Source organism: Stenotrophomonas sp. Nf1 (assembly GCF_003028475.1).
Classification (GTDB): domain Bacteria; phylum Pseudomonadota; class Gammaproteobacteria; order Xanthomonadales; family Xanthomonadaceae; genus Stenotrophomonas.
The window spans coordinates 227,318-248,423 of sequence record NZ_PYTV01000005.1; the positions used below are offsets into that span (position 1 = coordinate 227,318).

Annotated in this window: 17 protein-coding genes; 9 read left to right on the forward strand and 8 right to left on the reverse strand. The window is 67.5% G+C overall.

Going from position 1 to position 21,106, the window contains the following annotated elements; translation table 11 throughout:
* Positions 1-42: 42 nt before the first annotated feature.
* Positions 43-1,656, reverse strand: coding sequence for an ATP-binding protein (locus C9412_RS11515; protein ID WP_107231744.1), 1,614 nt, complete (start codon positions 1,654-1,656; stop codon positions 43-45).
* 454 nt (positions 1,657-2,110) lie between these two features.
* On the opposite strand from C9412_RS11515, the gene sucC reads away from it, so the two are divergent.
* The 3 genes from sucC (at position 2,111) to C9412_RS11530 (ending at position 5,995) form a co-directional block, all read left to right on the forward strand.
* Complete coding sequence (gene sucC, locus C9412_RS11520; RefSeq protein ID WP_004154430.1) at positions 2,111-3,280, forward strand: ADP-forming succinate--CoA ligase subunit beta; 1,170 nt, start codon at positions 2,111-2,113, stop codon at positions 3,278-3,280.
* A 21-nt stretch (positions 3,281-3,301) separates the two neighbouring features.
* Positions 3,302-4,177: a succinate--CoA ligase subunit alpha gene (sucD, locus tag C9412_RS11525; RefSeq protein WP_005410793.1), complete on the forward strand. Its 876-nt coding sequence runs from the start codon at positions 3,302-3,304 to the stop codon at positions 4,175-4,177.
* A gap of 183 nt (positions 4,178-4,360) precedes the next feature.
* Complete coding sequence (locus C9412_RS11530; protein WP_107231745.1) at positions 4,361-5,995, forward strand: NAD+ synthase; 1,635 nt, start codon at positions 4,361-4,363, stop codon at positions 5,993-5,995.
* A gap of 94 nt (positions 5,996-6,089) precedes the next feature.
* Here the strand turns inward: C9412_RS11530 and C9412_RS11535 are convergent, their stop codons facing one another.
* Both C9412_RS11535 and C9412_RS11540 read right to left on the reverse strand, forming a co-directional pair.
* A complete protein-coding gene (locus C9412_RS11535; protein WP_107231746.1) occupies positions 6,090-7,283 on the reverse strand; it encodes a lipase family protein in 1,194 nt (397 codons plus the stop codon).
* Positions 7,284-7,488: 205 nt separating this feature from the next.
* Positions 7,489-8,376 (reverse strand): outer membrane protein assembly factor BamD, encoded by an 888-nt coding sequence (locus C9412_RS11540; RefSeq protein WP_107231747.1) that lies wholly within the window; start codon positions 8,374-8,376, stop codon positions 7,489-7,491.
* A gap of 113 nt (positions 8,377-8,489) precedes the next feature.
* Here C9412_RS11540 and rluD point away from each other — a divergent pair, with 113 nt between their 5' ends.
* Genes rluD through C9412_RS11560 form a run of 4 tightly spaced genes read left to right on the forward strand, consistent with a single transcriptional unit; the run spans position 8,490 to position 11,188 of the window.
* A complete protein-coding gene (gene rluD, locus C9412_RS11545) occupies positions 8,490-9,479 on the forward strand; it encodes a 23S rRNA pseudouridine(1911/1915/1917) synthase RluD (RefSeq protein ID WP_107231748.1) in 990 nt (329 codons plus the stop codon).
* Positions 9,479-10,249: a peptidoglycan editing factor PgeF gene (gene pgeF, locus C9412_RS11550; protein ID WP_107231749.1), complete on the forward strand. Its 771-nt coding sequence runs from the start codon at positions 9,479-9,481 to the stop codon at positions 10,247-10,249. Before rluD ends, pgeF begins: the two co-directional genes overlap by 1 nt.
* A 20-nt stretch (positions 10,250-10,269) precedes the next feature.
* Positions 10,270-10,776, forward strand: coding sequence for a DUF4166 domain-containing protein (locus C9412_RS11555; RefSeq protein WP_107231826.1), 507 nt, complete (start codon positions 10,270-10,272; stop codon positions 10,774-10,776).
* Positions 10,751-11,188 (forward strand): thiol-disulfide oxidoreductase DCC family protein, encoded by a 438-nt coding sequence (locus C9412_RS11560; RefSeq protein WP_107231750.1) that lies wholly within the window; start codon positions 10,751-10,753, stop codon positions 11,186-11,188. The genes C9412_RS11555 and C9412_RS11560 overlap by 26 nt, the downstream gene beginning before the upstream one ends.
* Positions 11,189-11,260: 72 nt before the next feature.
* Here C9412_RS11560 and C9412_RS11565 read toward each other — a convergent pair whose 3' ends face one another.
* From C9412_RS11565 to C9412_RS11585, 5 genes are all read right to left on the reverse strand, one after another.
* Entirely contained in the window at positions 11,261-12,559 is a 1,299-nt protein-coding gene (locus C9412_RS11565) for an OmpA family protein (RefSeq protein WP_107231751.1), read from the reverse strand.
* A gap of 342 nt (positions 12,560-12,901) precedes the next feature.
* Entirely contained in the window at positions 12,902-14,266 is a 1,365-nt protein-coding gene (gene otsA, locus C9412_RS11570; protein WP_107231752.1) for an alpha,alpha-trehalose-phosphate synthase (UDP-forming), read from the reverse strand.
* On the reverse strand, positions 14,263-16,044 hold the full coding sequence (locus tag C9412_RS11575; protein ID WP_107231827.1) for a glycoside hydrolase family 15 protein: 1,782 nt from the start codon (positions 16,042-16,044) through the stop codon (positions 14,263-14,265). Before C9412_RS11575 ends, otsA begins: the two co-directional genes overlap by 4 nt.
* A gap of 41 nt (positions 16,045-16,085) precedes the next feature.
* Complete coding sequence (otsB, locus tag C9412_RS11580; RefSeq protein ID WP_107231753.1) at positions 16,086-16,844, reverse strand: trehalose-phosphatase; 759 nt, start codon at positions 16,842-16,844, stop codon at positions 16,086-16,088.
* A gap of 166 nt (positions 16,845-17,010) precedes the next feature.
* Complete coding sequence (locus C9412_RS11585; RefSeq protein ID WP_107231754.1) at positions 17,011-19,446, reverse strand: TonB-dependent receptor; 2,436 nt, start codon at positions 19,444-19,446, stop codon at positions 17,011-17,013.
* A 216-nt stretch (positions 19,447-19,662) separates the two neighbouring features.
* Here C9412_RS11585 and C9412_RS11590 point away from each other — a divergent pair, with 216 nt between their 5' ends.
* Together C9412_RS11590 and C9412_RS11595 are read left to right on the forward strand one after the other, a co-directional pair.
* Positions 19,663-20,145: a DUF3574 domain-containing protein gene (locus C9412_RS11590; protein WP_107231755.1), complete on the forward strand. Its 483-nt coding sequence runs from the start codon at positions 19,663-19,665 to the stop codon at positions 20,143-20,145.
* Positions 20,146-20,181: 36 nt separating this feature from the next.
* Complete coding sequence (locus C9412_RS11595; RefSeq protein ID WP_107231828.1) at positions 20,182-21,039, forward strand: hypothetical protein; 858 nt, start codon at positions 20,182-20,184, stop codon at positions 21,037-21,039.
* Positions 21,040-21,106: the final 67 nt, after the last annotated feature.

The following is a 21,106-nucleotide window of genomic DNA, read 5'->3' on the forward strand; positions in this document are numbered from 1 at the left end:
AGGGGGCTGGAAGCGACAAATGTTTGACGCACAGAATCGGAATCAGGTGGGCAGCAGGGTGTGCGGGCCGGGCAGCACCAGGCGGAAGCAGGAACCACCGGCAGGCACCGGGATGTAGTCCAGGCGCGCCTGGTTGGCGCGGCACAGTTCGCGGGCGATATACAGCCCCAGGCCGGTGCCGTGCTCGGAGGTGGTGAAGAACGGCCGGAACAGCTGCGCGGCCACGCTTTCGGGAATACCGGGGCCACGGTCCATCACGTCGATCACCGCGCTGCGTTCGTGCTGGGCCACGCGCAGGCGCACGCGTGCCGGTTGCTGGCCGATGCGCCCGTACTTGAGCGCGTTGTGCACCAGCACGGTCAGCACCTGGTACAGGTGCTTGCTGTCGACCTGGGCCATCACCGAGGTGTCGTTGATGATCGGCTCGATGCTGTCCGTCTCCAGTGTCTGGCCCTGTTTGTACTCCAGCACGAAGCGCCGGACGAAGGCGGCCAGGTCGACGTTCTCCGGCGTGGCGCGTTCGCGCCGGGCCAGGCCCAGCACGCTTTCGACGATGCCGTTGGTGCGCTGGCACTGCTGGCGGATGATCTGCAGCAGGCGGCGGTCGCTCTCGTTGAAACCGGTGCCTTCCTCCAGCAGCTGCACGGCGTAGTTGATGGCCGCCAGCGGGTTGCGGATCTCATGCGCCAGACTGGCCGAGAAGCGCCCCATGGCCGACAGGGTGAGCGATTCGGCGCGGCGCGAGACCACGCTGGAATCGTCCAGGAACACCAGCGCCAGATCGCTGCCGGCCAGCAGGCGGGCGAAACGCGGCTGCACTTCCGGTTGGTCGGGGTTGAGCTGCAACGGCAGTTCTTCCTGCGCCCAGCCATTGCGCCAGCGCTGCAGGCGGCGGGCCAGTTCCGGCGCGGCGCTGGCCAGATCCAGGCGGCCGCTTTCGCCGTTGCCGTCATTGTCGCCCAGCAGCATCGAGGCCGCTTCGTTGGCCAGGGTGATGCGGTTGTCGGCGTCCACCACCAGCACGCCGGTACGCATGCGGCGGATGATCAGTTCATTGATCTGGAACAGGTTGGCCACTTCGTCGCCGCGCTGGTTGGCCAGCTGCTGGTTGCGACGGGCGCGGTTGCCCACCTGGTAGCTGATGAAGGCCAGGGCCAGGTAGCTGGTGGCGAACATCGCCAGTTCGGCCAGGGTGCGGGTGGGGTCACCGCCCTCCAGCAGTTTCCAGGTGTACTCCACGCCGGTGGCCAGGCTGGCGGCCAGCGCCAGGCCCAGGCCCAGGCTGAGCGGTAGCAGGGTAGCGGCGGCGGCGATGTTGAACAGCAGCGACATCGAGATGCCGGCGCTGGCACCGGGCAGGGCATGCGAAAGCAGGGTGGCGGCGACGATGTCCACCAGCACGCCACTGACCACGATCGGACGCAGCCAGCGTTCATTGCGGCCGATCGCCAGGGCCAGCAACGACAGCAGCAGGTAGATCACCGCGACGGTATCGGCCAGGCGCGGGTGGTGGGCTTCGCCGACCATGGCCGACAGCGGGCTGTACAGCAGGCCGGCGATGACGGCGGCGATCAGCACCCGGTACAGCGCGAAGAAGTACAGCTCGCGCCGAGGGATCGATTCGATGCGGTCAATCAATGAAGCACTGGGTGACACGCCGGAACTCCCCTTCTGGCTGCCTGGAACTGGGTTTTGACGGCGGTGGCCGACAGCGTAGCCGATGTTCCCCCGATCATCGGAACCGCGCTGCGTAGCGTCGAGCTTGCTCGACTGCCTCTGCTCTGGAAACCAAAGCAGTCGAGCAAGCTCGACTCTACAGACCGGGCAGTCGAGCAAGCGCGACTCTACCCCGACATCGCCGCCCCAAGTATAGGCTTGTGGAAGCGATTTCCTGCGCAATCGACCCCGGGCGGGTGCCTGGCCGGGCCCGCCCTGCGCCCGCAACCGCCTGAATGACGGCGGAAAACTGGCCGGGTCTGGCGTCTTGTACAGACTTCTTTGCGCCCCGGCGCCGGCTCGGCCACAATAGTGGGCCCGCCGCGGTCCATGCCGGCGCCCCGCCGGGGCCCTGAGGAATTGCGTGCGGTCGTTCCTATTCCCACGGTGACGCATGAATTTCCACGAATACCAGTCAAAACAACTGCTTGCCGAGTACGGCATCCCGGTCCCGGCCGGCAAGGTCGCTGCGACCCCGGACGAAGCGGTTGCCGCTGCCAACTCCCTGGGCCAGGGCCCCTGGATGGTCAAGGCGCAGATCCACGCTGGCGGCCGCGGCAAGGCTGGCGGCGTCAAGTTCTGCAAGACCACCGACGACGTGAAGGCCGCTGCGGCCAAGATGCTCGGCACCAAGATGGCCACCTACCAGACCGCTGGCGTTGAACTGCCGGTCAACCTGGTGCTGGTGACCACCGCCGGCGAGATCGTCAAGGAACTGTACCTGTCGGTGCTGGTTGACCGTGGCACCAAGACCATCACCTACATCGCTTCTTCGGAAGGCGGCGTGGAGATCGAGCAGGTCGCCGCTGAAACCCCGGAGCTGATCCACTCGCTGAACGTCGACTTCGTCGAAGGCGTGCAGGGTTACCACGGCCGTGATTTCGGCTTCAAGCTGGGCCTGACCGCCAAGCAGGCCGGCCAGTTCGCCAGCATCATGGTGAACCTGTACCGCCTGTTCAACGAAAAGGACCTGGCGCTGGTTGAAATCAACCCGCTGGCCATCCTGGACGACGGCAACCTGTATGCGCTGGACGGCAAGTTCGACAGCGACGACAACGCCGCGTTCCGCCAGAAGGCCCTGGTCGCCATGCGCGACAAGACCCAGGAAGATCCGACCGAAGTGATCGCTTCGGAACTGGACATCAACTACGTCACCATGGACGGCAACATCGGCTGCATGGTCAACGGCGCCGGCCTGGCCATGGCCACCATGGACGTCATCAAGCTCAACGGCGGCGAGCCGGCGAACTTCCTGGACGTGGGCGGCGGTGCCAACAAGCAGCGCGTCATTGAAGCCTTCAAGCTGATCCTGTCCTCGGACAAGGTCGAAGGCATCTTCGTCAACATCTTCGGCGGCATCGTCCGCTGCGACATGATTGCCGAAGGCATCATCGCCGCCGTGAAGGAAGTGGGCGTCAAGGTTCCGGTGGTGGTGCGCCTGGAAGGCACCAACGTGGAAGAAGGCAAGCAGCTGCTGCGTGACAGCGGCATGGCCATCATCCCGGCTGACAACATCAACGATGGCGCCAAGAAGATCGTTGAAGCTGTCAAGAACGCCGCCTGATACCGACACCAAGGAATTCCAATGTCTGTTTTGATCAACAAGAACACCAAGGTGATCGTGCAGGGCTTCACCGGCCAGCAGGGCACCTTCCACGCCACTCAGATGATCGAGTACGGCACCCAGGTTGTCGGCGGCGTGACCCCGGGCAAGGGTGGCACCACCCATATCGACCTGCCGGTCTTCAACACCGTGGCCGACGCCGTGCAGAGCACCGGCGCCAACGCGTCGGTGATCTACGTGCCGCCGCCGTACGCGGCTGACGCGATCCTGGAAGCCGCTGCTGCCGGCATCAAGGTCATCGTCTGCATCACCGAAGGCATCCCGGTGCTGGACATGCTGCGCGTGAAGAACGTGCTGACCCGTTCGCATCCGGACACCGTGCTGATCGGGCCGAACTGCCCGGGCGTCATCACCCCGGGTGAGTGCAAGATCGGCATCATGCCGGGCCACATCCACCAGCCGGGCAAGATCGGCATCGTGTCGCGTTCGGGCACCCTGACCTATGAAGCGGTCAAGCAGACCACCGAAGTCGGCCTGGGCCAGTCCACCTGCATCGGCATCGGTGGTGACCCGATCAACGGCCTGAACTTCGTCGACTGCCTGAAGCTGTTCAACGAAGACCCGCAGACCGAAGGCATCATCATGGTCGGCGAAATCGGCGGTGACGCTGAAGAAGCCGGCGCCGAGTACATCAAGAACCACGTGAAGAAGCCGGTCGTCGGTTTCATCGCCGGTGCGTCGGCTCCGGCCGGCAAGCGCATGGGCCACGCCGGTGCGATCGCCTCGGGCGGCAAGGGCACTGCGGAAGGCAAGTTCGCCGCCATGGAAGCTGCCGGTGTTGTCACCGTCCGCTCGCCGGGCGACCTGGGCGCTGCCATCGCCAAGCTGGTGAAATAAGATTGTTGCCGGCCCCGGCCGGCATGATCGGTAGAGCCGGCCGCTGGCCGGCTGCTTTGAACACAAAGGCCGCCTCCGGGCGGCCTTTGTGCGTCTGGCGTGGGGTCAGATCCCATTTGCGGCGCAAACGGGATCTGACCCCGGCGCTACAATGGGCGCATTGCAACCACAGGCTGGATTCCCATGGCTTCGATCCGCATCGCGATGGCGCAGTTCGACTTCCCGGTCGGCGATGTTGCCGGCAACACCGAGCGCATCATCGAGATGATCGGCCAGGCGCGCGACGAGTACGGCGCCGAGCTGGTGATGTTCCCCGAGCTGGCGGTCAGCGGCTACCCGCCGGAAGACCTGCTGCTGCGCCCGGGCTTCCTGTACGAGTGCGAGCAGGCGATGACGCGCATCGCTGCGGCCTGCCGTGGCATCACCGCTGTGGTCGGCTGGCCGCAGGCCGCCGGCGCGGTGGTCTACAACGCCGCCAGCGTGCTGCGTGATGGCCTGGTCGAGCAGACCTACCGCAAGCGCGAGCTGCCCAACTACGCCGTGTTCGACGAACGCCGCTACTTCGATGTCGATCCCGACGGTGGCAGCTGCGTGTTCGAGGTCAACGGCATTCCGGTGGGCCTGCTGATCTGCGAGGACCTGTGGTTCGCCGAGCCGTTGGCCGATACCGTGCGCGCCGGTGCGCAGCTGGTGGTGGTGCCCAATGCGTCGCCCTATGAGCGCGGCAAGCATGCCCAGCGCGATGCGGTGCTGGCCGCACGCACGCGCGAGAGCGGGGCGGCGATTGCCTACCTCAACGTGGTCGGTGGCCAGGACGCGCTGGTGTTCGATGGCGCCTCGGTGGTGGCCGACGGTGACGGCACGGTGCACCCGGCCGCTGCCGCCTTCGTCGACCAGTGGCTGGTGGTGGAGTACGACGGCGCCAGCCGCCGCTTCCTGCCGCACGTGTGGATGGACGACGGCGACGAGAGCATGGATGCGCTGGCCTGGCGTGCAGTGACCCGTGGTATCCAGGACTACTGCCGCAAGAACGGCTTCAAGAAGGTCTGGCTGGGGCTGTCCGGTGGTATCGACTCGGCACTGGTGCTGGCCATGGCGGTGGACGCAATGGGCGCGGACAACGTGACCGCCGTGCGCCTGCCGTCGCGCTATACCGCCGGCCTGTCCAACGATCTGGCCGCCGAGCAGTGCCAGGCACTGGGCGTGAAGCTGGAAGCGGTCTCGATCGAGCCGGCATTCAAGGGCCTGATGGAATCGCTGGCGCCGATGTTCGAGGGCACCACGCCGGATGTGACCGAAGAGAACCTGCAGTCGCGCAGTCGTGGCGTGATCCTGATGGCACTGGCCAACAAGTTCGGTGGCCTGCTGCTGACCACCGGCAACAAGAGCGAGTATGCGGTGGGCTACGCCACCATCTACGGCGACATGTGCGGTGGCTATGCGCCGCTGAAGGACCTGTACAAGACCGAAGTGTTCGGCCTGTCCAAGTGGCGCAACACGGTGGGCGGCGCGCCGGTGATTCCACCGGCGGTGATCAGCCGCCCGCCGTCGGCCGAACTGCGCGAGAACCAGCTGGATCAGGACTCGCTGCCGGCCTATGACGTGCTGGACGGCATCCTGTACCGCTACATCGACCAGGAGCAGTCGCGGACCGAGATCGTTGCCGCAGGCTATGACGCGGCCGTGGTCGACCGTGTGCTGCGCCTGGTGCGCATCAGTGAATGGAAGCGGCACCAGGCCGCGCCGGGGCCGAAGGTCTCGCGCCGCGCGTTCGGCCGCGAGCGCCGCTACCCGATCAGCAACGGGTTCAAGGGATAAGGGCGGGCCGGCCCACCCCCTCTCCGGTAGGTGCGGACCTTGGTCCGCACGGTGTTCGACCATCATCCACGCATGGCGTAGATCTACAAACCCATCATCGCGCGGCGTCGAGCTGTTGTTCCACACCCGCCAATTCGGCTGCTTGGTCGAAGCGGCCGTCTTCCAGCCGTGCGCGCACGAACGCCAGCCCATCGGCCGCTGCTGCATCCAGCGTGGCGCGGTGGTCGACCGGATACTGCCGGAAGGCCACCGGCTCGCCACGCAGGGCCAGGCCGGCGGCGTACAGCAGGGTGGTCAGGTAGGGCACATCCTGGTCGCGGGTGCCGTGGGCCAGCATCAGCGGCTGGGTGAACCCGTGCCGTGGCACGCCCAGATAGTCGTGCAGCAGCGTCCAGATCCCCGGTACCGAGGTCAACGGCGCGCTGAACATTTCGCCGGTGCTGGCGCCCTCCAGCTGCGCGGCCAGATCGGTCAGGCAGTGCTGGCGGGCCAGCGCGATACGGGCCCGGCCTTGCGCGCTCAGCACGCGGTCGATCTGCGGTGCCACCTGCAGCAGGCCATCGAGCAGGTAGGCGTGGTAGGCATTGAGCGCCCCCGGATTGGCGGTACGGCTGTCGGGTCGCATCACCAGTGCGGTGATTTCCACGGCCGTGGGCGTGCCGGCAGTGAAACTGCCCTTGAACTGCAGGGCGGGGCCGGCATAGTCGGCCGCCAGGTGGCCGGCGCTCAGCGCCGCAGAGGCCCCCTGCGAATAGCCCACCGACACCCAGCGTGGCGACAGGCGACCGCCGTCCAGGAACTGGTGGCTGGCCTTGACCATGTCGATGCTGTTGCGCGCGGCGGTGCGCACGTGCAGGTAGGTGTGCTGGCCCGGGCTGCCGAGCCCCTGGTAGTCGGCGGCGACCACGGCATAGCCCTGGCCGAGGAAGTGGTCCAGGAAGCGCCCGTCGCGCTCGGGGTGGGTGGGGCCGGACACCGACGGCGCGCAGTGGTTGGCAATGCCCTGGGTGCCATGCGCCCAGGAGACCACCGGCCAGCCGCCCGCCGGCGCGGTGCCGGCAGGCAGATAGAGCAGCCCGGTGCCCTGGGCCAGCCGCCCGCTGTGATCGGGGGTGTGATAGCTCAGCAGGTACGCCTGGGCCGCCTTCGACGGCACCCAGTCGGCGCGATAGGGGGCTGCCGTGAGCAGATCGCCGGGCTCGGCAGCCGCGGCCGCAACGGGCAGGGCCAGCAGGGTGGCGGCGAGGGTGGCCAGCAGGGGCCGGGTGCGGGAAACGGTTGAGGTCATGCGGACTCCAGGCAGGCGGGAATGGCCGTGCGCTGGAGTGTGGAGGGCCGCGCGGGTCCGGTTTGGGAACGGCATCGCAACGGCGGCCGATTCGTAGAATTCCTAATGCCGGGCCGAGTGGGGCGGGGCAAGCGGCGGGGGAGATCCGTCGAGCATGGCTCGACGCTACAAAAAGAAAGGGCCCCTTGCGGGGCCCTTTGCTTTCTTACTTCTTTTCCAGTCGCGCGTTGCGCTGGCCGGTACTGGCGGATTTCTCGCCGGCAAACGGGTTCAGCTTGCGGATCATCCACGGGTACTTCGGCCACTTGCCTTCCAGCCACGGGTGGTCCGGCTGGTTCAGCTGCAGCACGCGACGGGCATCGTCGGCCAGCGTCTTGTTGCCCAGGTGGGTGTAGGAGTCGGCCAGCACGGCCACCGCGTCGTACTGGAAGGCGCTCTGCGGGTAGGTTTCCAGCAGGTAGTTGGCGCGGCCCACAGCCGAGACCCAGGCGCCGCGGCGCATGTAGTACAGGGCGTTGTCCAGTTCGTGCTGGGCGAACACGTCACGCAGCTCCACCATGCGCTGGCGGGCATCGGCGGCGTAGCGGCTGTTCGGGTAGCGGTCGACAACAATGTTGAAGTCCGAATAGGCCTGGTGCGGCGTGGACAGGTCGCGACGGCTGGCGTCCAGCGACCATACGCGACGCAGGAAAACCGTACTGCGGTTGGAGTTGGCCAGGCCGCGCAGGTAGTACAGGTAGGCGATGTTGCGATGGGTCGGGTAGGTACGGATGAAGCGGTCGATGCTGGACACCGCGTCATCGTGCTTGCCGGCCTTGTACTGGGCGTAGGCGGTCTCGATCATCGCCTGTTCGGTGTACGGGCCATAGGGGTACTGGGCCACCAGGCGGCGGAAGCTGGCTTCGGCGCCGCTCCAGTTGCCACCCTGCATCAGCTTGTGGCTCTTCTCGTACAGCTGTTCGACCGGCACGCCCTCGTCGGGGCGATCACCCTTCTTGGCGCCGCGGTGGCAACCGGTGGCGGCGATGACCAGCACCAGCAGCAGGGCGGTGAGGCGGACGGGCGCGGAGAGCATGACGGAGCGTCGGATCATGGGGTCGAGGCGGGACGCGGCTGGAATACGAAGGGTCGATGATAGCCTAGTGTCCTGTCCAGCGACTGAAACCGGCCGCCGGGACCCCAAAATTTCAAAGAATGCCCCCTGCCATGTCTGAACAACCCTCCGAATCGGCCCGCCAGGCCATCGTCCCCGACACCGCCGCCGGCCGCCGTTTCGACGCCGTCGTGGCCGAACTGTTCCCCGAATACTCGCGCTCGCGCCTGACCGAGTGGATCAAGGCCGGCGATGTCCTGCTCGACGGCGCACAGGTGCGCCCACGCGACCCGCTGCGCGGTGGCGAGGTTGTGACCCTCAACGTGGTGCTGGAAACCCAGACCGATGCGCAGCCGGAGGACATCCCGCTGGACGTGCTGTTCGAGGACGAGCACCTGCTGGTGATCAACAAGCCGGTCGGCCTGGTGGTCCACCCGGGTGCGGGCAACCACAGCGGCACCCTGGTCAACGCCCTGCTGTTCCGTGACCCGTCGGTGGCGGTGCTGCCGCGTGCCGGCATCGTGCACCGCCTGGACAAGGACACCAGCGGCGTGATGGTGGTGGCCAAGACCCTGGAGGCGCAGACCGCGCTGGTCGAGCAGCTGGCCGCGCGCGATGTGCACCGCCAGTACCTGGCCATCGTGATGGGCGCACTGGTGGCCGGCGGTACCGCCGACGCCCCGATCGACCGCCACCCGCGTGACCGCCTGAAGATGGCGGTGCGCGAAGACGGCAAGGAAGCGATCACCCATTACCGCCTGCGCGAGCGCTTCCGTGCGCACACCGCGCTGGAGTGCCGCCTGGAAACCGGCCGCACCCATCAGATCCGCGTGCACATGGCGCATGTGCGCCATCCGATCATCGGCGACCCGCTGTACGGCGGTGCGCTGAAGCTGCCCAAGGGCGCCAGCGACGAGCTGGTGGCCGCGCTGCGCGGCTTCAAGCGCCAGGCGCTGCACGCCGAGACCCTGGAGTTCACCCACCCGATCACCGGTGAACCGGTGCGCAACACCGCGCCGGTGCCGGAGGACATGCTGCACCTGATGAAGGTGCTGCGCGAGGACAGCGAAGCCTTCGCCGCACGCGAGCGGGACCGCTGGTAATGACCGCCGCGCTGCCCCTGCTGCAGGCTGACTGGCCGGCGCCTCCGGGCGTTCATGCGTTGACCACGCGGCGGCATGGCGCGGGCATCTCGCCGGCGCCGTTCGCGCAGTTCAACCTGGGCAACCGGCACGCGGCCGATGGCGATGCCCCGGCCAACGTCGAGCACAACCGCCAGCTGCTGCAGCAGGGGCTGGCGTTGCCGTCGGCACCGCACTGGCTGCGCCAGGTGCACAGCAGCACCGTGCTGCGCTTCAACGCGCCGCCGGTGGAAGGCGCCAGCGAACCGGTGGCCGATGCCGCGGTGACCTCGGTGCCGGGCGTGGTGCTGGCGATCCTGACCGCGGATTGCCTGCCGGTGGTGTTTGCCGCCGTCGATGGCAGCGAGGTGGGCGCGGCGCATGCCGGCTGGCGCGGGCTGGCCGACGGCATGCTGGAGGCCACGGTGGCCGCCATGCAGACGCCGCCGGCGCAGCTGCGCGCGTGGCTGGGCCCGGCTGCCGGACCGGCCGATTACGAGATTGGTGAGGAGGTCTATCACGCGTTCGTCGGCCATGATGCGGCCGCCGCATCGGCGTTCGTGGCGACCCGGGCCGGGCACTGGAAGGTGGATCTGTTCGCACTGGCGCGGCAGCGCCTGCAGGCGGCGGGGATGGACCCGGCGCAGGTGTACGGCGGCACGCTGTCGACGATGGCCGACCCGGATCTGTACTCGCACCGGCGCGATCTTCGCACCGGGCGCATGGCGACGCTGGCCTGGATCGCACCCTGACCCCGCCGTTGTTCGCACGCGTGCTGGGGCCGGCGTTCGCCACCCTGGCCGCCCCGGTGCGCGCGCTGCACGCCACGCCATTGCCCTGCCGCTACCTGGGACAGGCGCGGATCGAGCGTGGCCGGCATTGGCTGGTACCGCTGCTGGCTGCGCTGGCACGCCTGCCGCACAACGGCGCCGCGCTGCCTACCGAAGTCCTGTTCAGCGCACACGGGCAGGGCGAACGTTGGGCGCGGCGCTTCGGTCGCTGGCCGATGGTGTCGCGGCTGTGGGCGCACCAGGGATATCTGCGCGAACAGCTCGGCGCGGTGTGCTTCGAGTTCAATCTGCAGGCCCGCGAGGGCGGCATCGACTGGTCGGTGCGGCGGGTCTGGGCCTTCGGTTGCGTGCCGCTGCCGACGCGTTGGTTTGGCGGTGTGCGCTGCCGCGAAGCCTGGGACGAGCAGCGCTACACTTTCCTGGTCGATGTGACCTTGCCCTGGGCAGGAGCCCTGATCCGTTATGAAGGCTGGCTCGAACCGCAGTGACACCGCCGCAGATGCCGGCAGTGCGGTGATTGTCTTCGATGGCGTCTGTGCGCTGTGCAACCGCTGGGTGCGCTTCCTGCTGCGGTTCGACCGGCAGCGGCGCTACCGGTTCGCGGCCATGCAGGGCGCGCAGGGCAGTGCGCTGCTGCGCCAGCATGGACTGGACCCGCAGGACCCGGCGTCCTTCCTGCTGCTGGATGCACACGGAGCGTGGACCGATACCGATGCGATCCTGCGTGTACTGGCCGGGCTGGGCGGTGTGTGGCGCCTGAGCGGCGCGCTGCGTGTGCTGCCGCGGGCCTGGCGTGACGCGGCGTATCGGATGCTGGCGCGCAATCGCTATCGTTGGTTCGGACGCCACGACGCGTGCCATCTGCCGGCGCCGGAGCACATCGCGCGGTTCCTGGATTGACCTTCTGTCTCCTGTAGCGTCGGCGGGAGCAGCCGAGCATGGCTCGGCACTACAGGGGCCACCGTCCTTTTCTCAGTCGAGCAGCCGGTAGTTGATGCGACGGTTCTGTGCGCGGCCGCTGTCGCTGCGATTGTCGGCGATTGGCCGATCCTGTCCGTAGCCGACCGCGACCAGCGTGGTGGCGGGGATGCCCAGCGCCTGCAACGCCTGTGATACCGCCTCGGCGCGCTGCTGGCTGAGCTGCAGGTTGGCCTCGGCGTGACCCACGCTGTCGGTGTGCGCGCCGATCTCAACGCGCAGGCCGGCCGGTGTACCGCGCAGCGCATCGGCGACCGCCTGCACGGTCTGCCGCGAGTCACCGGTCAACTCGGACGAACCGGCATGGAACTTCAACGTGGTGTGGTTCAGTGCGGCAACCCGTTGCGCGGTGTCGACGCCGGCGGGCAGCTGCGCCAGCGCGGCCAGGCCCGGGCCCCACAGGCCACTCATCTCCAGCGTCGGAAAGTCCTGGCGCAGGCGCCGCGAGATGGCCTGCCGCTGCGCGTCTTCCATGGCGGTGGTATCGATGGCCAGCTGCATGCCGGCGAACTCCAGGCGCAGGCCGTCGCCCTGCAGATGGGGGAGATCGGCAATCAGGCGGTCCAGCCAGCGGGGTGACTGCGCGCGCGGGTCCAGTGCTATGCCCCCGTGCAGGTTCGCGGCACCGTGCACGGCGCGCAACGCGTTCCAGGCGCGGCGTCGCTCGCCTTCGCTGGGCAGGCTGCCGCTGACCTGCACCTGTGTGCCGTGTTGATGCAGGGACAGCCGCGCGCTGTGCTCACGCGGAACGTCCTGCACGGTCCACAGCGGCGTGCGTGCCTTCAGCAGCAACCAGGTGGTCAGGCCCAGCACGGTGGCGACCGCCAGCGTCCACAGCACGCTGCGGATCGCCATGCCGTACATCGCGCGCGAGGGCACGCTGCCGGCCATGCGCCTGGGCGAGCGGGTGCCGTGTGCGCGCCGGGCCAGGGCCGGGTGGCCGGCGCCTTCCGGTGCCGAGCGCAGGGTGACCACGCCGGGCAGCAGATGGCAGGCCACCACGCGGAACGATCCTGGAGACATGCCGCTGCGGTGGGCGATCATCGCCAGCGTGTGCGCGCCCAGTGCGCGCTCCAGTTCACTGGCCACGATCGGCAGCCGCAGCGATGCGGGCTGTCGCCAGGAATGGAAACGGGCGGCCAGGCCAGCCTGTTCGAAACGCCGCTGCAGGCCTGCCAATCCGTCGGGATGCGAGTCCACCCAGGCACTGATCACATCCACCACCCAACGGGTGCGATGGCCCAGCTCCAGGCGTATTGCGGCATCTTCGATGAAACGGTCGTAGGCGGACATGCGGTGACTCCCCGGCAGGTGATGTGCAACGCCACGCGGCGGCCGTGGAGGCGGCACGCGTGGCTCAGGGGGCGTCACTCTGGGCAACGGCTGTCAATGCCGAATGAAATCGTCGGTGCCGCACGCCGCTCGGTGGCCTGCCTGCAGGCTGTCCACGCCTACCGAAACCTTGTGCGCAAAGGCTTTCACCGGGGGCTGAGTGCACCGGTAGCGAGATCGCGCGGATGCGCATGCGCCCTTTCTGATGGTTTCAGTCGCAATTGCTTTCGGGCCGAAAGCGTCAATTTGCGGTCGTCATCGACGTGGTGGCGTCGCATCCGAACGGTCAGTGGCGGTGGTGCCTCAGCCCTCCAGCGCCTCCAGATAACTGCGTCGCCAGTGGTTGATGTCGTAGGTCCGCAGGTGCTCCATCATCGCGTGCCAGCGCTCCTTGCGCCTGCGCAGCGACATCGTGGCGGCGGTGGCAATGGCATCGGCCATGCCGTCCAGATCGTAGGGATTGACCAGCAGCGCCTGCTTCAGCTCGTCGGCGGCGCCAGCCAGCAGCGACAGCACCAGTACACCGGGATCGTCTGGATCCTGCGAAGCCACGTATTCCTTGGCCACCAGGTTCATGCCATCGCGCAACGGCGTCACCAGCCCGACCGCCGCGGCCCGGTAGAAGCCGGTCAGCGTGGCATGGGTGAAGTTCTGGTTGACGTAGCGCAGCGGTGTCCAGTCCGGCTCGGCATGGCCGCCGTTGATGTGGCCGGCAATCTGCTCCAGCGTGCTGCGCAGCTGCCGGTACTCGCTGACGTCGCCGCGCGAGACCGGGGCGATCTGCAGGTAGGTGAGCGAGCCGCGCTGGTCGGGGTGGCGCTGCAGGTAGCGTTCGAACCCGCGGAAACGTTCCGGAAGGCCCTTGGAATAATCCAGCCGGTCCACGCCGATCGCCAGCTGGCGGTCACGCAGGCTGCCACGCAGCTTCTTCACTGCAGCCTTGGTCGCTGCGGTACCGGCCTGGCGTGCGATCAGGTCGGTGTCGATGCCGATCGGGAACGCGGCCGCACGGAAACGGCGTCCGCCGGGGGCCTCCAGTTCGCCGTTGTCGAGCACGCGGCCGCCACCGAACAGGCGCAGGTAGGTCTGGAAGCGGTCAGCGTCGCGCTGGGTCTGGAAGCCGACCAGATCGTAGGCGTACAACGCGGAGAACAGGCGCAGATGGTCGGGCATGGCCTGCAGCAGGTCGGCCGAGGGCATCGGAATGTGCAGGAAGAAGCCGATGCGGCAGCCGATGCCACGTTCGCGCAGCAGCGCGCCGAGCGGAATCAGGTGGTAATCGTGGATCCAGACGATGTCGTCCTCGCGCAGCAGCGGCGCGAGCTTGTCGGCAAACAGCGCGTTGACCTTGTGGTAGGTCTCGCGGGTGCCGCGGTCGTAGTCGACCAGATCCAGGCGGAAGTGCAGCAGCGGCCACAGCGTGCGGTTGGCAAAGCCGTTGTAGTAGCCGTCCACCTCGCGCTTGCTCAGGTCCAGAGTGACGAACTCGATGTCGCCGTCGGTCTGCCGGTGCAGCGTGCCGCTGCCATCGCGCACGCTCTTGCCGCTCCAGCCGAACCACATCCCGCCGCGTTCCTTCAGTGCAGCCAGCAGGCCGACGGCCAGGCCGCCGGCACGGTTCTCGCCGGGCACGGCCACGCGGTTTGAAACCACCACCAGGCGACTCACGAGGCCTCCTGCCAGGACCGCGACAGGCGCATGGCGGCGGTGATCAGGCCGACGTGCGAATAGGTCTGCGGGAAATTGCCCCAGGCCTCGCCGCTGTCGAAGGCCAGATCCTCCGACAGCAGGCCCAGGTGGTTGCGCTGCCGCAGCAGCGTTTCGAACATCGCGCGCGCTTCGTCCATGCGCCCGATCGCCGCCAGCGCATCGATGTACCAGAAGGTGCAGATGGTGAAGCTGGTTTCCGGTTCACCGAAATCATCCGGCGCCACATAGCGGTACAGCGAGTTGCCATGCTTGAGGTCGCGGCCGATGGCCTCGACGGTGGCGATGAAGCGTGCGTCCATGGCATCGATGAAGCCGATGTCGGCCAGCAGCAGCAACGAGGCATCCAGGCGGTGGCCGCCGAAGGTATCGGTGAAGTGACCGAGCTCGTCGCTCCAGGCTTCGGCCATGATCCGCGCGTGGATGGTATCGGCACGCTCGCGCCAGTAGCGTGCGCGGTCGTCGCGCTTGAGGCGTACGGCGATCTTGCACAGCCGATCGCAGGCGGCCCAGCACATCGCACTGGTGTAGGTGTGCACCTCGGTGCGGCCGCGGAACTCCCACAACCCGGCATCGGGTACATCGTGCAGGGCGAAGGCCTGCTCGCCGAGCGGTTCGAGGCGGGCGAAGGTGTGCGCGTCGCCCGGGTCCTGCAGGCGACGGTCGAAGAACAGCTGGGTGGAGGCCAGTACCACGCTGCCGTAGACGTCGTGCTGGCGCTGTACCCAGGCCAGGTTGCCGCGACGCACCGGGCCCATGCCGCGGTAACCGGACAGGGTCGGCACTTCGTCCTCATCCAGCTTGGCCTCGAAGCCGATGCCGTACAGCGGCTGCAGCGTGCCGTCGGTGGTGGCCAGGTTGAAGATGTAGCCGAGGAACTGTTCCATGGTGCGGGTGGCGCCCAGCCGGTTCAGCGCGCGCACCACGAACGCTGCATCGCGCAACCAGCAGTAGCGGTAATCCCAGTTGCGCACGCTGCCGGGTGCCTCGGGTATGGAGGTGGTCATTGCCGCGATGATCGCGCCGCTGTCTTCGTACTGGCACAGCTTCAGGGTGATCGCACTGCGGATCACCGCGTCCTGCCATTCCAGTGGAATGGACAGGTAACGCACCCATTCGCGCCAGTAGTCGCGGGTGCGCTGGAAGGCCTCCTGCACGTAACCGCTGATCGAGCGGTCCAGCGATTCGTCCACACCCAGGATCAGGTGCACGGGATGGTTGAGCACGAACGGCAGGCCGTCGCGCACCATGCGCACCGGCACGTCGGTGGTCAGCCGCAGCACGTGCTCGGGCAGGATCCAGCGCACGTGGTTGCTGCCCCAGGTGGACTCGGGCACGCGCGCACCCCAGTCGGCCAGCGGACGCGCGCGCACCGTGATGCGTGGGCTGCCGGCCAGCGGACGTACCTGGCGGATCAGGCTGACCGGGCGATAGAAGCGGTCGTTCTGCCGCCAGCGCGGGGCGAAGTCGAGGATCTCCAGTGCGTCGCCATGCTGGTCGCGCAGCACCGTGCGCAGGATCGCGGTATTGGTGAGGTATTCCTGTTCGCTGTCGGCGAAGTCCTCCAGCTCGATGGCGAAGTCGCCACCGCTCTGCTGGTTGGGGCCGAGCAGGGCACAGAACGTCGGGTCGCCGTCGAAGGTGGGCAGGCAGCTCCAGACAACGCGGGCATGTTTGTCGACCAGGGCGCCGAAGCTGCCGTTGCCGACCACGCCCAGATCAAGATCGGGTTGGGTCATCACGCGGTACATCTCGGTTGCGGCCGTGGGGGATGGTCGGGTCAATAGGCATTCTCACGCAGCCAGGCGTGCACGCTGCGTATGTCAGGCAGCGCGAACACCGCCGCGCTGGATTCGCGTTCACCCACCAGCACGCTCCAGCCATGCTGGCCGTTGGCGGCGGCGAAGCCGAATTCGTCGGTGAGGTCATCGCCGAGGAACACCGGCAGGCGTCCACGGAAAGGCAGGTACTGCATCATCCGGCGCACCGCCCGGCCCTTGTCGGTGCCCACCGGTACGAACTCGACCACGTGGTCGCCCGGTTGCAGGCGATAGCCGGCGCGGCCGCGCGCATGGCGATCGGCGAAGGCGCGGACTTCATTGGCCGCATCGGGTGCGCCGCGCCAATGCAGGGCAAGGCCGACGCCCTTGTCCTCCACCAGCACGCCGGGATGGCCATGCGCGAAACGCATTGCCTGCTGGTGCAGGGCGTGCAGCCATTCGGCGGTATCTTCGTCGTGGTCATCGCGCAGTACGTGCCCATCCTGGCCGCGCAGCTCGTGGCCATGCAGGCCGGCGGCGGGCAGTTGCAGCGGGGCGAACAGCCGGTCCAGCTGTTCCAGCGGCCGCCCACTGACCAGTGCCACGGCACCCTCCAGGCGGTCGCTGATGCGGCCGATGGCCTCACGCACATCGGGCAGCAGCTGCACGGCATCCGGGCGTGCAGCGAATTCGATCAGGGTGCCATCGACATCGAGGAACAACGCGCAGGCGTCATCCAGCAAGGGCGGTGGCGGACGCAGGGGGAGCGGTTCAGCCATGGTGCCCAGCTTGCCAGCGTGGGCGTGTACGTGGGGTCGAGGGCGGGCTACGGCCCTGCTTCGGTGGGTGCCGACCGTTGGTCGGCACGAAGGGTCAGCCTGCATCGAGCCCAGGCAGTGCGGACCAACGGTCCGCACCTACCCACGGCAATCACACCCCGAGCAATCAGAAGGTATAGCGGACGCGGCCGTAGTAGTACGCGCCGTTGCTGCCGATCGGCGACAGCACGTCATACGGCAGGTTGCCGAAGTAGTGGATATCGCTGTTGGATCGATCCGGGTAGTTGTCGGTAAGGTTCTGCCCGCCGATGGCCACGCTCCAGCGCGGGGTGATGCGGTACTCCACTTCCGCGTCCAGCTGCCATTCGGCCTGGTAGGTCTGGCGCGGGATGTAGCCGTCACCGAAGTTGAACACGCGGGTGACGCTGCCATAGCGGTTCACCCGCGTGCTCAGCGACCAGCGGTCGTTGCTCCATGCGGCCGAGAAGCTGCCACGCGTGCGCGGTGTAGCGTCGGTCAGCGTGTTGGTCTCTTCGATGCCGAACAGCACATAGTCCGGGTTCAGCGCCTGCAGCTGCGCCGGCGTCGCCAGCACGTTCTTCAGCGTGGTCTTGGTGTAGGCGTAGGTGCCGGTCAGCAGCAGCTGGCCATCGCCCAGCGACTGGCGCCAGTTGCTCACCAGCTCGGCACCGCGGGTGCGGGTGTCGGCGGCATTGACGAAGAAGCTGGCGCTCTGCAGGCCGGTGACACCGTAGTTGGCGGCCACGTAATCGGTCAGTGCATCGCCGGTGATGCTTTCCGAGAGCGCGATGCGGTCGTCGATGTCGATCTGGAAGAAATCCAGCGACAGGTCGAAGTGCTCGCCGATGCGGCTGGTGAAGCCCAGCGAGGTGTTGAGCGACTTCTCCGGCTTCAGGTCGCGTGCGCCGAGGCCACGCGCGATCGGATTGTTGACCGAGAGCAGGCGGCCCTGCACCAGCTGGCCGCCGGCGTTGTAACCGGTGGAGGTGGATTCGTAACCGATCTGCGCCAGCGATGGCGCGCGGAAGTTGTTGGAGATGGCACCGCGCAGTGCGAAGGCTGGGGTGAACTCGTAGCGCAGGCCAAGCTTGCCGGTCAGCTCGCCGCCGAAATCGTCGTTGTGCTCGTAGCGTGCAGCCAGATCGGTGGAGAACTTCTCGCCGAACTGGCTGGACAGGCTGGCATAGGCACTGGCGACATCGCGCGACAGGCGCGCCGCATCCTGCGGGGTCAGGCCGCCGCCGGCCTGCGAGCCGGTCGGGCGATCGGTGTACGGGCCGGCGGCGTAGCTGGCCGGGTCACCCGGGCGGGTCTGGTAACGCTCGTGGCGCGCTTCCACGCCCAGGCCGAGCGTGTGGCTGATGCTGTCGCTCTGGGTGAACACGCGGCTCAGGTCGAGGTTGCCCACGGTCTGTGCGTACTCGTAATCGGCGGTCTTGAAGCGGGTCGGGCTGGTCGGGCCCAGCGAGGCATTGAGCGAATCGCGCAGGCGGTAGGTGAAGTCGTTCTGACCGTAATCGACGCTGCCGTCGTAGCTCCATTCACCCCACTGGCCACGCACGCCGGCCACGGCCTGCACATCGCGGTTCTCGCCTTCGGAGATCGGCCGGTAGCCGTTCGGATAGACCTGCTTCCAGTTCGCATCGCCATCGGGATAGCGGAAATAGTTCGCGCCTTCGGTGTCACGCTGGTTGAAGGTGCCGAAGGCATAGAAGGTGGAGGTCTGGCCGACCGGGATCTCGGTGTTCAGCCACAGGTTGATGTCCTTGCTCTTGCCATCGCCCAGCACGTAGTTGCGCTTGCCTTGCAGCGCCAGGTTGTCCGGGGTCTGGTCCCACGGCGGAATCTGGTCGAAGCCGGCGCGGTTGGTGCCGTTGCGGTGCTTGTATTCCAGGCCGACACGCAGGAAGCCACCGTCCTCGCCCAGCGAGGTGCCGACCTTGGCGCTGATGTTGCCGGTCTGGCCGTCGGTAAGGGTACGCCCGATCGGCTTGAGGTCGGTGTGGTTGGCGCCGTAGCTGGCTTCGATCTCGCCGCCATCGCCGCCGTTGTCGAGGATCACGTTGATCACACCGGCCACTGCATCGGAGCCGTACAGCGCGCCGGCGCCATCGCGCAGCACTTCGATGCGTTTGATCGCGCTGACCGGAATCGAGTTGAAGTCGACCGGGGTGGTGCCCTTGCCGATCTTGCTGTCGGTGTTGACCAGCGCGGTGTGGTGGCGGCGCTTGCCGTTCACCAGTACCAGCACCTGGTCCGGCGACAGGCCGCGCAGCTGCGCGGCGCGCACGTGGTCGGCGCCGCCGGAGTTGGACTGGCGCGGGAAGTTGAACGACGGCAGCAGCGCCTGCAGCGCGCTGCCCAGTTCACCGTTGACCACGCCGGCCTTGCGGATGTCCTCGGCGGTGAGCACGTCCACCGGCGAGGTGGATTCGAGCACGGTGCGGTCGGCGGCGCGGGTGCCGGTCACGATCACCGTGTCCAGGTTGGTGGCGTCCTGGGCCAGGGCCGGGGCGGCGGCGGAGGAAAGCGCGAGGGCGATGGCGAGGCCGAGCGGCGACGCGGGCAGGCGGACGGACATGGGGGCTCCAGCAACAACGACGGCGGGGGAAGGGGGGAGATAGTTTCACTTACATCCATCCGGATGAAGCGATATATTATCTTCGCGTGATGACCGGTGCCGATGCAAGCCCCTGCCGGTCCGGCATGAGCTGATGCCCTGCAGGCATCACCACGCCGGGCCGGCGGCGCTGTACGCTGCCGGCTCGCCCTGTCCCCCTTCCCCGGAGCTGTACCGATGAAACACCTTGGCCTCGTCTTCGCCGTGCTGCTGGCCACCAGCGGCTGCGCCAGCCTGTCCTCGCAGGCGCCCAGCGCCTATGCCACGGCCACCACCGCCGAACTGAAGGGCGATGCAGCGCGCCCGTCCGATGGCCACGGCTGGGTGCGCAGCGAGCTGTACTTCGGCGTGGGCGACGAGCAGGGCGCGGGCAACCGTGCGCAGGCCGACACCATCAGCGAGGCGCAGTGGCGCGCGTTCCTGGACAAGCAGGTGACTCCCCGCTTCCCGGATGGCCTGACTGTGTTCGATGCCTATGGCCAGTGGCTGTTCCGTGGCGATGCCTCGCCCAACCGCCTGCGCACCAAGGTGCTGGTGGTGCTGCACGAGGACACCCCGCAGCGTCGCGCTGATATCGAAGCGATCCGTCTGGCGTGGAAGCAGCAGACCCAGCATCAGTCGGTGCTGTGGTCGCGGCAGCCGGTCGAGGTATCGTTCTGAGTTGAAGGTGCCGCCGTGGCGCTGCAGGGAGCGATGATGAAACACAGGGAATGCGTGTTGGGCGTGGTGCTGGCAGGAGTGCTGGCACCGTGGGCGCAGGCCAGTGGCGGCGACGGCGAAACGCTACGGTTCCAGGTAGCCGCGCACGTGCAGGCGCACGCCGATCCGCAGCGCGATGGCAGCATCGTCGTGCAGTTGTCACCGTCGGGAAAGCGCCAGACGCTGGCTGGCGCGGCGGATGCCGACGGTAATTCGCAGTGGTCGCTGGAAGACGTCGATTTCGATGGCTACCCGGAACTGGTCGCACGCGCTTCGGTGGGCATGGTCAACGAAGCGGTGGCGGTGTACCGGTTCGATCCGGCCAGTGCCTCGTATCACGCGCTGCAGGCCGAAACGCACGGCAACGACAGCTGCGGTGACCTGATGGGGCTGAGCGTCGACGCAAAGACCCGCACCCTGACCAGCAGCTGCCGCAGCGGCCCGATGTGGTACACCGACCAGTATCGGTTTGCGGGCGCAAAGCTCTATCTGTACCGCGGCGAGCGCCTTCTGAGGCTGGGCGACACGCTGAACGCGGCCCTGCATTGGGTGCAGACCGACGATCAGGGGCCGTTGGCCGTCTGGCGGACCTATGCTGCCGACGGACGCGTGCTGGAGAGCGCGATTGCCGATGGCCTGGGCGCGCCATCCGAGGGACCGCTGCGTGGCCAGCAGGCCTCCGTGCTGGCGGCGCGCCTGTTCCTGTTCGATCGCCCCGGTGCATCCAGCACCAAGCGCTACCTGGTGCAGGGCGACCGCGTAGAGATGCTGGATGAACAGGACGGTTGGATGAAGCTGCGCTACCGCAACCCGAAGCAGGGCGTGGTGGTGGGTTGGATCAACGTCAACGATTGATAAAGGGGACGGAGGTAATTAAGTCGTTTGTGCCACAAGCGACTTAATTACCTCCGTCCCTTTTTTG

Coding starts and splice junctions, on each gene's coding strand:
- sucC (WP_004154430.1), top strand. CDS start 2,111: ATGAATTTCCACGAATACCAGTCAAAACAACTGCTTGCCGAGTACGGC.
- sucD (WP_005410793.1), top strand. CDS start 3,302: ATGTCTGTTTTGATCAACAAGAACACCAAGGTGATCGTGCAGGGCTTC.
- C9412_RS11530 (WP_107231745.1), top strand. CDS start 4,361: ATGGCTTCGATCCGCATCGCGATGGCGCAGTTCGACTTCCCGGTCGGC.
- C9412_RS11535 (WP_107231746.1), bottom strand. CDS start 7,283: ATGACCTCAACCGTTTCCCGCACCCGGCCCCTGCTGGCCACCCTCGCC.
- C9412_RS11540 (WP_107231747.1), bottom strand. CDS start 8,376: ATGATCCGACGCTCCGTCATGCTCTCCGCGCCCGTCCGCCTCACCGCC.
- rluD (WP_107231748.1), top strand. CDS start 8,490: ATGTCTGAACAACCCTCCGAATCGGCCCGCCAGGCCATCGTCCCCGAC.
- pgeF (WP_107231749.1), top strand. CDS start 9,479: ATGACCGCCGCGCTGCCCCTGCTGCAGGCTGACTGGCCGGCGCCTCCG.
- C9412_RS11560 (WP_107231750.1), top strand. CDS start 10,751: ATGAAGGCTGGCTCGAACCGCAGTGACACCGCCGCAGATGCCGGCAGT.
- C9412_RS11565 (WP_107231751.1), bottom strand. CDS start 12,559: ATGTCCGCCTACGACCGTTTCATCGAAGATGCCGCAATACGCCTGGAG.
- C9412_RS11575 (WP_107231827.1), bottom strand. CDS start 16,044: ATGACCCAACCCGATCTTGATCTGGGCGTGGTCGGCAACGGCAGCTTC.
- otsB (WP_107231753.1), bottom strand. CDS start 16,844: ATGGCTGAACCGCTCCCCCTGCGTCCGCCACCGCCCTTGCTGGATGAC.
- C9412_RS11585 (WP_107231754.1), bottom strand. CDS start 19,446: ATGTCCGTCCGCCTGCCCGCGTCGCCGCTCGGCCTCGCCATCGCCCTC.
- C9412_RS11590 (WP_107231755.1), top strand. CDS start 19,663: ATGAAACACCTTGGCCTCGTCTTCGCCGTGCTGCTGGCCACCAGCGGC.
- C9412_RS11595 (WP_107231828.1), top strand. CDS start 20,182: ATGAAACACAGGGAATGCGTGTTGGGCGTGGTGCTGGCAGGAGTGCTG.